We start from the raw sequence: 10,658 nt of genomic DNA on the forward strand, positions 1-10,658 counted from the left end.
TCCTCACATCGTGGCCGCCCCTGTGGCGGGCTCGGTATCGCGCACCCACTGCACCGCAGTGAGCCGGGCGGTGACAGGGACTCATGGGCCCTGTTCGGCAGGTCCGTCGGTCCCGCGAACGGCAGCCCTCTCGCACCGGGGCTGAAGGTCCCAGGCATGGCGGCCCCCTCGGCCCTTCGCCACCACGGGCCGTCGAGCCGATGGTGGAGGCGACCACCACGACAAGGAGAAGCACCGTGACCGAGCAGACCGAACCGCAGCGCCGGATCGTCGTCGGTGTGGACGGATCCCCGTCCTCGATCGACGCCCTGCGATGGGCCGTCGACCAGGCCCGCACCCGCAGCGCCGTCGTCGAAGCCGTCACCGCCTGGCAGCACCCGGTCTCCACCGGCTGGACCGTGCCCTTCGAGGCCGACGAGGACCTGGCCGCCGTCATGCGCAAGGTCCTCGACGACGCCATCGCGCGGACGACCGACCCGCAGGGCCAGGTCGAGATCCGGCCCCGGGTGGTGCAGGGCGGCACCGTCTCCAGCCTGCTGGAAGCAGCCCGGGGCGCCGAGCTCCTGGTCGTCGGCAGCCGGGGCCACGGTGGCTTCGTCGGCGCGCTGCTGGGCTCCGTCAGCGGGCACTGCGTGCAGCACACACCGTGCCCCGTCGTCGTGGTGCGCCACGCGACGACCTGACCACCGACCGCACGGCACCACCCGTCCGGACCTTCGCCGGACGCCGCACCGCACCCCCACCACACCCGACCGAGCGGCCCCGGGGCCGCCGGCACCAGACAAGGAGAGAGCCGACCATGCGACACCGCATCGTGGGAGAGCTGATGACCTCGGCCGTCGTGCACGTCCGGCCCGACACCGGCTTCAAGGAGATCGCCCGTCTGCTCGCCGAGAACGACATCACCTCCGTGCCCGTCCTGGACCGCGAGGAACGGCCGGTCGGCCTGGTCTCCGAAGCCGACCTGCTGCTCAACGAGGCCGCCCAGGAGGACCCCGCCGGCCTGCTGCTCACCCCGCAGCTGTCACCCGGTGAGCGCACCCGCAGCCGCGCCGCCACCGCCGAGGGCCTCATGACGAGCCCGGCGGTGTGCGCGCGACCCGAGTGGACCGTGGTCGAGGCCGCCCGCCTGATGCAGCGCGAGCACCTCAAGCGCCTGCCCGTCGTCGACGAGGCCGGACGCCTGGTCGGCATCGTCAGCCGCAGCGACCTGCTGCGCGTCTTCCTCCGCCAGGACCGTGCCATCAACGAGGAGATCAGGCACGAGCTGCTCGACCGCACCCTGGGGCTCGCCCCGGGCAGCGTCGACGTCCGGGTCAGCGAGGGCCGGGTCACCCTGAGCGGCACGGTCGAGCACCGCGCGCTCGTGTCGGTGGTGGAACGGCTGTGCCGAAGCGTGGACGGCGTCATCGACGTGACCAGCCGCCTGGACCACCGCACGGACGACACCGCTGCCCTGCACCCGGTTCGCTGACCAGGCCCGCACCACCCCGTGCGCCCGGAGCCCGGTGCCCGCGTTCGACGCACACCGGGCTCCGGAGCCGGAGCCCGTCGATGAGTTGGCCGATCACCCACTCCGGGTTCGGCCCTGCTTCCGTCGTGCGCCGTCCCCTCCGAGATCCCGACCCCGCAGTACGGTCCGGCTCCGATCGAGGCAGCGCCGGAGCCGACGGGCGGGCCGCTAGGGCCGAACGGTGCAGGCCGAAGAGCCCGGCTTCGGGCCCGCGGACCTCAGTCGTCGGGACCTTCGGCCCCGATCGAAGGCAGCGTCCGAATTGTCCCGGCATGGTGGCCTCGACGCCTGGTACACCGGTCTCGGCCTTCGAACAACCGGCCGCCACCGAACCCCTCTCCTCACCTCTCTCCACTTCCAAGGGACTGCCATGCTCTCGCCCGACTCCGCTGACGTGATCCGCGCAACCCTCCCCGCCGTGGGCGCGGCCCTGGACGACATCACCACCCGCTTCTACGCCACGATGTTCGCCGACCGGCCCGAGCTGCTGGACGGGATGTTCAACCGCGGCAACCAGGCCAGCGGAGCCCAGCGACAGGCCCTGGCCGGATCCGTCGCCGCCTTCGCCGGCGCCCTCGCGGCCGACCCGGACAGCCACCCCCAGGCCCTGCTGGAGCGCATCGCGCACAAGCACGCCGCGGTGGGCGTGACCGAGGACCAGTACGCGATCGTCCACAAGTACCTCTTCGCGGCGATCGCCGACGTCCTCGGCGACGCCGTCACCCCCGAGGTCGCGGCCGCCTGGGACGAGGTCTACTGGCTGATGGCCGGCGCCCTCATCGCCCGCGAGGCAAACCTGTACCAGGAAGCCGCAGTCCGTCCCGGCGACACCTGGCGGCGGTGGACCGTCGTGGCCCGCGAGCAGGAGACCCCGGACACCGTCTCGTTCCTGCTGCGCCCCACCGACGGCGACCCGGCTCCGCTCGCCCGCGCGGGCCAGTACGTGAGCGTCCGCGTCCGCATGCCCGACGGCGTCCACCAGCTGCGGCAGTACAGCCTCTCCAGCGCGCCCGGGGCGAAGGAGCGCAGGATCACCGTCAAGCGCGTCCACGCACCCGGGACGCCCGATGGAGAGGTCTCCACCCTGCTGCACGACACCGTCCGCCAGGGCGACGAACTCACCCTGTCCGCGCCGTTCGGCGACGTGGCCGTCGACGACACCGACAACCCGCTGGTCCTGGTCTCCGCCGGCATCGGATGCACCCCGATGGTCGGCATCCTGGAACACCTGGCCGCCACCGGCTCCACCCGGCCCGTCCTGCTGCTCCACGCCGACCGCTCCCCGGTCGACCACGCGCTGCGCACCCGCACCCGCGAACTCGTCGCGCAGCTGCCAGGTGCCGGCGCCGTCTTCTGGTACGAGCAGCCGGGCACCGACGAGCCAGGCGCCCGGCGGGGCCTGATGGACCTCACGGACCTGACGGTGCCCGCGGATGCCCGGGTGTACCTCTGCGGCTCGCTCCCCTTCATGCGCGCCGCCCGCGGCCAGCTCCTGCGCGCGGGTGTTCCGGCCCGCCGGATCCAGTACGAGGTGTTCGGCCCCGACCTCTGGCTGGCTGACGCCTCCTGATCCCCACCACCGCGCGACTCCGTCCCGAAGGGACCACCACGACCCCACGCCTTCCACGGGATTCCCGTGCGGTTGACGTAGAGGATCGCGTTGAACACATCGCGCAGTTCGACGCTTGCAGGCTGTCCGGTCGTGGGGCCGCTGTGCGGTGTGCGGTTCGTTCGTGCTGTGGGGCCGGGGGTCAGTGGCGGTTGCCGAGGGCGAAGAGGAGGATCACGAACCCGGCGAAGAAGTGGGTGGCGAAGATGTAGACGCCGGCCCGGATGAGCATGGCTCTGCGCTTGGTCTTCTCGTCGCGGGCGGCGTCACTCATGGGTGGGGTTCCTCTTCTGGGGTGGCCGGCCGCCGGTGGCGGTGTGGTTCGGCTCCTCGCGGGCCCGGCAAATGCTACGCGCGCTGGGCCGCCCGCGTGCAGGAGCTGTCGACCGGCACGGATTCGACCGTGGCGGGAGTGGGCCTGTCCCGGGCTCCCGGCCACCCCGGTGGCCGACCTCGCCGGGCACCAGGTCCCTGGGCTCCCGTTCTCCGTCCCCGAGACGGTCACCGGGTGGGGCCGCTGGTCCCGGCGGACGGCCCCGTTCGGCCCTCACGGCGCGGCCGGCCCGCTGCTGGGATACGGAGGAGTCGGGTCGCCGGACCAGGGTCGTGGACGTGAGGTCGGCGGCCGATGTGGTGCCGGGTCGAGCCGGGCCGTCCGGCCCGGATGGGAGGAAGCGGATGGAGATCGACTGCGTGGTGGCCGGTGTCGACGGCTCGCCCGAGAGCCTGCGGGCGGTGGACTGGGCGGCTGACGAGGCGTTCAGGCGTGAGGTCGGGCTGCGGCTGGTCCACGCCTGCCTGTGGGAACGGTACGAGGCGGGCACGCCCGACGAGGAGGGGCCGAATTCGGTTCGCGCAGTGGCGCGGACGCTCCTGGACGCGGCCGCCCGGCGGGCCCGGGGACGCCGGCCGGGGATCGCGGTGGACACCGAGGTCATCCCCGAGGAGACGGTCGCCGCTCTGCTCGGGCTGGGCCGCCTCGCGCCGCTCCTGGTGCTGGGAAGCCGGGGGCACGGCGGGTTCGCGGGTCTGCCGCTCGGCTCGGTGAGCCGGCGCGTGGCGGCCCGCGCGACCTACCCGGTCGTGGTGGTCCGCGGGGCCGAGCAGGTGGGAGCGCGAAGGCACGGCCGCGTGTTGGTGGGTGCGGTGCCGCACGAGGCGGGTCCGGCGGTGGCCTTCGCGGCCGAGGAGGCACGGCTGTGGCACGCGGAGCTGCGCGTCGTGTCCGTGGGAGAAACGGACGGTGGCACGGCCGACTCCTCCGTGCTGCCGGCGGCCGGTGCGACGACGGAGCGGGCCGGTGAGCTCGTGGCCGCCCTGCCGGCGCCCGCTGACACCAACGGCGGCGTTCGGGGCAGGGCTCGGCGGCGGCACGCGGCCGCAGCCCTGCTGGAGGCCGCAGCCGATGTCGACCTCGTCGTCGTGGGTGCCCGCCGGCCCGAGGGCCGTGCGGGGTGGGAGCCGGGCCCGGTCGACGACGCCCTGCTGCGCCACGCGCCGTGCCCGGTCGCGGTGGTCCCGCACCCGTGACCGGCCGGTGCCGGGACAGGGCCGCGTGCTCGTGGCCTGAGTGGGGGACAGGGCCGACCGGCCCTGTCCCCTGGTCCCGGCAGGGGCAGGATTCACCTGTGCCGCCACGCCGCGGTCATCGCCCCCCGGACGTCGTCGCGGCAGCAGGCCGGGCCGCAGTCGGCGCACGGCACAGGACGCCCGCGTCCCCGAGGCCGCCCGACGCCCGTGCATCGGGGTCGGGCGGGCCGCGAGCGGGGACCAGCGGCCCCCGCCGCGCCGGCTCGTCCCGCACGAGGATCGGGTAGATCCGTGGCGAGGTGCTGCGCGGCCTTGTCGAAGGGAGCGTTGGTGCCGGACTCCTTGTACCCGCGCACGGGCACGCGGGGTCAGGCGGTGTGCGGGACCAGTGCGACCGGGCACGGGGCCCGGTGGAGCACGGCGTGCGCGATGGGGCCGAGCCGCGGCGCGGCCAGCGGATGCGCGGGCCCGGACCGGCCCAGGACGAGCAGGTCCGCGCGCTGGGCGGCTGCCAGCAGCGCCGCGGCCGCGTCGCCGTCGACGAGTTCGACCTCGGTGCGGACCTCGGGGAACTTCTCGCGCCAGCGGCCCAGCCCGTCCTGCAGCCGCAGCAGTTCGGCCGCCGCGAACGAGGGCCTGATCTCCGCCCGGCTCACCGGGGCCCGGGTGGCGTAGGGGCCGGGCGGGGCCGTCCACCCCTCCAGGACGCGCAGCACGGCGCCGCGCCGGGCCGCCTCCTCGAAGGCGAAGCCGAGGACCGCGTCACCCGGTCGCCTGCGCGAGACGCCCACCAGGACCTCGCCGGCACCCGTGCCCGCGCCTGTCGAGCCGGCCGGCACCAGCACGACCGGGCAGCGGGCGTGAGCCGCCGCCCGAAGGCCCACCGAGCCGGTCAGCAGCCCGGCGACGGCACCCAGGCCGCGCGAGCCCAGGACGAGCAGGGCGCCCTGTTCCCCGGCCGCCGCCAGCGCGTAGTGGGCCTGGCCCGGGATCTGCTGGCAGCGGATCTCCAGGGCCGGCAGGGCCGCCGCCATCCGGTCACGGAGCCGCAGCGCGAACTGCGGCAGCCGATCGACCGTTCCGTGCTCCTCGCGCCCGGGCACCTCGCCGCGCGCCTCGGACACGTGGACCATCCGCAGGCCCGCACCGCGCCGGTGCGCCTCGTGGGCCGCCCACCGGGCGGCCGCCGCACTGCGCTCGGAGCCGTCGATTCCCACCACGACGGGAAGGGACATGGCCCTCCCACCTCCTTCTCGCACCGGCCGCGGCACCCGTGTGCCCGGCTCGCCGTCCATGGCAAGACTCGTGCGCGGGGCGGGTCCCGGGCAGGGGCCGAGCGGCTCGACCGGGCCTGCGAAGGTCCCTGTTCCCGCCTGCGGACCCGGGCGCCGGAACGGGTGGCGCGGCGTGCTGCCCCCAGCGCGTCCGGGGCTCGGAGTACGGGCTGCGGTAGGTGTCAACTCTCCTGAAGGGCACGAGAAATGACGGACCATCGGCCCTGTGCGGCGCCTGCCGGAGCGAGTGACCATGGGATGCATCGGCGCCGTCGCAGGGCGCCGCGGCGGGGGGGGGGGGGGCCGGCCCCCCCCCCCCCCGCCGGCAGCCGCGCCCGCACCCCCGCTGGGGCCGGCGGCCCCCCCCCCCCCCCCCCCCCCCCGTCGACCAGGCGGCACACGTCCCGCGCCGCCCGTCCCGCCGTGACGTCGTGGCCCGGCCCCGATGCCTGCGCGGACCATCACCCGAAGGGGAGCGAGCCATCATGTCCACCCACCGCACCAGGGATCCGCTCGTCGCGGGAATCCCCACCGCAGGAACACCCACCGCACCGCGTTCGACCGGTCCCGTGCCGTCGGGTTCGGCCGCGGTCATGGCCGAGAACCTGGTCAAGAGCTATCCGGCCAAGGGCAAGGCACCGGCCGTCCGGGCACTGGACGGACTCGGGCTCACGGTCGAACGCGGCACCGTCTTCGGCCTGCTGGGCCCCAACGGCGCCGGCAAGTCGACCACCGTGAAGATCCTGACCACCCTGGCCGCGGCCGACTCCGGGCGGGCGGTGGTGGCGGGCGCGGACGTGGTCCGGGACGCGGCGGCCGTTCGCCGGGCGATCGGCGTGGTGGCCCAGCACTCGGGCGCCGACCCGATCGCCTCCGGGCGCGAGAACCTCCTGCTGCAGGGGCGGCTGTTCGGCCTGCGGGGCCGGCGGTTGCACGACCGGGTGGAGGAGCTGCTCGCCCGGTTCGACCTCGCCGAGCCGGCCGCCCGGCCGGTGCGCACCTACTCGGGCGGGATGCAGCGCCGCCTGGACATCGCCCTGGGGCTGGTCCACCGCCCGCAGGTGCTCTTCCTCGACGAGCCCACCACCGGTCTCGACCCCGAGTCGCGGACCGCGGTCTGGGCCGAACTGGCCCGACTGGCCCGGGAGGAGGGCATGACCGTGCTGCTCACCACGCACTACCTGGACGAGGCCGACCACCTGGCGGACCGGCTGGCGATCGTCGACCGCGGCCGGATCGTCGTGGAGGGCACACCGGACGCGCTGAAGGGCGAACTCCACGGCGACGCCCTGCAGATCGAACTGCGCGCCGCGGCCGGCCCCGCGCAGGCACTGCTGCACTCCGTCCTCGGCCGGCTGCCGGGCATCCGCGACCTGGCGGTGGACGGCCGTCGTCTCACCGCCCGGGCGGACGACGGCGCGCAGGCCGTGCCGGCCGTGCTGGCCGTGCTGGACCACGCCGGCCACCCGGCGATCGCCGTCCGGGTCGCCAGGCCCTCCCTGGACGACGTCTACCTGCGCTACGCAGGCCGCAGTTTCAGCCAGGCGGACACCTCCGCCGACACCGAAGGAGCGATTCGATGACCACCATGACGCGCACCGCGGCGCACGGCACCCGGCCCGCCGCCACCCGGACACCGACCACCCGGCGAGCGGCCGCGGTGGCGGCCCAGACCTGGTACATGACCGCGCGCCAGCTCAAGGTCTTCCTCAAGCAACCCGCCTACCTGGTGGTCACCCTGATCCAACCGGTGGTCTGGCTCTTCCTCTTCGGGGCGCTGTTCCGCCGCACGGCCGACCTCCCGGGCTTCGGCGGCGGCTCCTACCTCGGCTACCTGGTCCCCGGGGTGATCGTGATGACCGCGGCGTCGGCGAACATGTGGGCCGGCATGGGGACTCTGGAGGAGATCGAGCGCGGCACGCTCAACCGCTTCCTGGTGACGCCGGTCAGCCGCAGCGCCCTGCTGAACGCGAACGTGGTGTCGCAGGGACTGACCACCGCACTGCAGTCGCTGATCATCATCGGACTGGGCGCGTTGGGTGGTGCCCGCTACCAGGGTGGCGCGCTCGGACTGCTGGTCCTGGTGCTGGCCTCCTCGGTGCTCGGGACGCTCTTCGGGGCCTTCTCCAACGCGCTGGGCATGCTGGTCCGCGACCGGGAGAGCATCATCGGCTTCAACACCTTCCTGCTGCTGCCGCTGACCTTCCTCTCCTCCGCCTTCCTGCCGACCGCGATGATGCCGCACTGGATGCAGCGGGTCGCGCGTTTCAATCCGATGAACTGGGCCCTGGAGAGCGCTCGCGCGGTGATGCGTCCCTCGCCCGACTGGTGGTCGGCCGGGACCCACGGCGGCTGGTTGCTGGCCCTGGCCGTGGTGGCCGTGGTGCTGTCCCTGCGCACCTTCCGGGCCTACCAGCGCTCGGTCTGACCACCGCCGGCGGTCGCGCGCCGCGGTGTACGGAGGGCGGGACGGGTCACAGCCCGTCCCGCCCTCCGCGTGCGGTGCGCCGGTCGAGCGGCGCGCGGCCGCGTCCAGATTCGTCACCTGCCCGTCGGCGGCGCCGTCCGGGTACCGGGTGCCGCTCGTGTGACCCGTGTCGACGAGTCGGGGGTCAGCGTCCTGATGCTCGGTGAAGCGGTCGTTGAACTCGCCGGCCCTTCCGGTCCCAAGCCGCTGCTTTCCCCAGGTCATCACCCCTACCGGCCGGACGGCGGCTGCTGGGTGAGTCGCGTCCCGGCGGGGCCCTGGGTCCTGCGGTGGGCGGTGTCGTCGGTGTCGGCGGCGGGGGATACGGTCTGCGCATGGTTGACCGGTCCTCTTCGATATTCGACTTCGCGATGTGGGAGCCCGTCCTGCGGCTCCTGCGTGCGGCCCATGCCGAGCGACTCGCCCATCCGGGCGGCTGGGTCGCGGGACGCATCGGCCAGGGTAGTTGGAGCGTGCCCGTTCCGCGGCGGATGCCGCCGCCGGGGCGGGCCGCCTTGATGTCGGACAACCAGGACCTGCATGAAGCCGTGGGCCGGGTGCGCAGCGCTCTGGTGAAGGATGGCATCGACGGCGTCTCGTTCGCGGTGGAGATCGAGCCGGCGGGCAGGACCCGGCTTCATGTGCTTGTGCCCAGTCCTGCCGTGGAGCCGGGCATCGGTGTGCACCCGGGGGCGCTGGTGCTGGTCGAGGGTGCGCTTCCTCAGCCCTGGCACCGCCTTCCCGATCCATCGCCCGGCGCGGCACCGGCGACGTCGGCGGATCCGGCGCTGCTGGAGCAGACGCTGCGCGAGCGGCTGCCCGATGCCGTCGGCGCCACCGAGGCCGAGATTTCCGCCGCGGAGGCACGCCTTGGCGTCGCCCTGCCTGACGAGCTCAAGGCGCTCTACCGGGTGACACGAGCCAACGGGGAGGACTTGGGTGGCGACTGGGAGTTGGCGGGCCGTCACTCCCAGGCGGTCCGCTGCGAGCTCTTCGGTCTCGATGACCTGTTCGTCGCCGAGGCGGCGACCCGCCACTGCGACTGGCAGTTCGCCGCGATGGAAGCGATCGACATCCGGCCCGACGCCGCCGTGCAGGGGCTGGTCGGCTCCCCGGGTTGGATCGTCTTCGGGGACAACGGCGGCGGCGACCGGCTGGCCGTCGATCTGACCCCCGGTCCCCGCGGGCACACGGGCCAGGTCATCATCCTCTCCCATGAGGAGAGCGTCGGCGCCGCACTCGTGGCCGACTCCCTCACCGACATGGTCCTGGACCGGCCTGGCACCGAACCCAGCAGCTGGGACGCCCGAAAGCCGCCGAGCGTGGCCCGGGTCAACGAGTCCGGTCTGCGAAGCATCGAGGCCGCCGCCCACCCCGGCCTGGAGGTCGTGTCCGTCGGCGTGTGGGACGGCGAACCGTTCAGCCTCGCGCCCCTGACCGGTCTGCCGCGGCTGCGAACCCTCGGTGCCTACCCCGGCACGCTCGCCGACCCGCTGGAGATCGCGAAGCTCACCGGGCTGGAGTTCCTGGAGCTGGGGCCGCAGGAATGGCGTGCCCTGCTCGATGCCCACGCCGTCCCGCGCGGCCTGAAAGCCGCCGCCATCGAGGTGCGCCAAGACGCGGAACCGCTGGCGGTCGTTGCCGTCGCCAACGAACTTCTCGCCCTCTTCGACCGGCCCCCGATCGCCCAGGCCGTGGTCGAAGGCGATCTCGGACCCGCGACGTAGAAGACGGGACCCACAGGAGGACGCCGCCCGGAGTGCCAGTGCCGGGTGCCCGGGTACCCACCGGGGGCTCAGCACCCATGCTCGGCCTCGGACTCCTCGCGCTCCGGCGCGATCCGGTCGGCGAGCCGTTCCCCTCCGGGGCCAGGTCGGCACGAGAGCGGGGCAGGCCTCGGCGAGCGAGGTGACGTGGTGCCCGTCCTGCTTCCCCATCGGATGCGGACCTGGTGCGAGCCACGATGCGCACGATGGAGATGACCGGCTCGGCGGACTCCATCGAGGACATCCTGGTGACACTCAGCGGCCAGGCCACCTGATCCGCCCGCTGACCTCCCGTAGCGGCAGCGACTTGTTCCTCGACCTTGGCCCTGGATCGCCAGCGCGCCGACCTCGCCATGGCCCGGTGTCAGTCGCAGCTGGTGGAAATGGAGTTGGAGGTGGGACGGAGCAGCCTCCGCGAGCGGGCGGGGCGGCTGCCAGGGCCTGGACGTCGTCCTGGGCGGCTGGGTCGTTCGGGTGCTTTCGAGTCCGGCTGACGAGT

The 10,658-nt window shown here is 74.1% G+C and carries 9 protein-coding genes and 1 pseudogene; 7 read left to right on the plus strand and 3 right to left on the minus strand.

The window, feature by feature from the left end; genetic code table 11:
- Nucleotides 1–236 precede the first annotated feature (236 nt).
- The 3 genes from ABD323_RS08955 to ABD323_RS08965 all read left to right on the plus strand — a co-directional run bounded on the left by ABD323_RS08955 (nucleotide 237) and on the right by ABD323_RS08965 (nucleotide 3,083).
- Nucleotides 237–683 (plus strand): universal stress protein, encoded by a 447-nt coding sequence (locus tag ABD323_RS08955; protein WP_344440708.1) that lies wholly within the window; start codon nucleotides 237–239, stop codon nucleotides 681–683.
- Between the two features lie 116 nt (nucleotides 684–799).
- A complete protein-coding gene (locus tag ABD323_RS08960) occupies nucleotides 800–1,474 on the plus strand; it encodes a CBS domain-containing protein (protein ID WP_344440709.1) in 675 nt (224 codons plus the stop codon).
- 409 nt (nucleotides 1,475–1,883) lie between these two features.
- Nucleotides 1,884–3,083: a globin domain-containing protein gene (locus ABD323_RS08965; RefSeq protein ID WP_344440710.1), complete on the plus strand. Its 1,200-nt coding sequence runs from the start codon at nucleotides 1,884–1,886 to the stop codon at nucleotides 3,081–3,083.
- A gap of 50 nt (nucleotides 3,084–3,133) precedes the next feature.
- Here ABD323_RS08965 and ABD323_RS45945 read toward each other — a convergent pair.
- Both ABD323_RS45945 and ABD323_RS08975 read right to left on the minus strand, forming a co-directional pair.
- Nucleotides 3,134–3,277, minus strand: a pseudogene (locus ABD323_RS45945) (transposase); the annotation flags it as partial.
- Nucleotides 3,265–3,396: a DUF6126 family protein gene (locus ABD323_RS08975; RefSeq protein ID WP_344440711.1), complete on the minus strand. Its 132-nt coding sequence runs from the start codon at nucleotides 3,394–3,396 to the stop codon at nucleotides 3,265–3,267. The gene ABD323_RS08975 and the pseudogene ABD323_RS45945, both read right to left, overlap by 13 nt.
- A gap of 404 nt (nucleotides 3,397–3,800) precedes the next feature.
- Here ABD323_RS08975 and ABD323_RS08980 point away from each other — a divergent pair, with 404 nt between their 5' ends.
- Nucleotides 3,801–4,652 (plus strand): universal stress protein, encoded by an 852-nt coding sequence (locus ABD323_RS08980; protein ID WP_344440712.1) that lies wholly within the window; start codon nucleotides 3,801–3,803, stop codon nucleotides 4,650–4,652.
- Nucleotides 4,653–5,020: 368 nt separating this feature from the next.
- Here ABD323_RS08980 and ABD323_RS08985 read toward each other — a convergent pair whose 3' ends face one another.
- Nucleotides 5,021–5,887 carry a universal stress protein gene (locus tag ABD323_RS08985; protein WP_344440713.1) on the minus strand — a complete coding sequence of 289 codons (867 nt, stop codon included), beginning with the start codon at nucleotides 5,885–5,887 and terminating at the stop codon, nucleotides 5,021–5,023.
- Nucleotides 5,888–6,519: 632 nt separating this feature from the next.
- Here ABD323_RS08985 and ABD323_RS08990 point away from each other — a divergent pair.
- From ABD323_RS08990 to ABD323_RS09000, 3 genes are all read left to right on the plus strand, one after another.
- Nucleotides 6,520–7,509 carry an ATP-binding cassette domain-containing protein gene (locus tag ABD323_RS08990; protein WP_425555920.1) on the plus strand — a complete coding sequence of 330 codons (990 nt, stop codon included), beginning with the start codon at nucleotides 6,520–6,522 and terminating at the stop codon, nucleotides 7,507–7,509.
- Nucleotides 7,510–7,607: 98 nt separating this feature from the next.
- Nucleotides 7,608–8,354 (plus strand): ABC transporter permease, encoded by a 747-nt coding sequence (locus tag ABD323_RS08995; protein WP_344440718.1) that lies wholly within the window; start codon nucleotides 7,608–7,610, stop codon nucleotides 8,352–8,354.
- A gap of 374 nt (nucleotides 8,355–8,728) precedes the next feature.
- The gene (locus ABD323_RS09000; RefSeq protein WP_344440714.1) at nucleotides 8,729–10,120 is read left to right on the plus strand and encodes an SMI1/KNR4 family protein; all 1,392 of its coding nucleotides are present in this window, start codon (nucleotides 8,729–8,731) and stop codon (nucleotides 10,118–10,120) included.
- The last annotated feature ends 538 nt before the right edge of the window (nucleotides 10,121–10,658 follow it).

The organism is Kitasatospora nipponensis, from assembly GCF_039528135.1.
Lineage (GTDB): Bacteria > Actinomycetota > Actinomycetes > Streptomycetales > Streptomycetaceae > Kitasatospora > Kitasatospora nipponensis.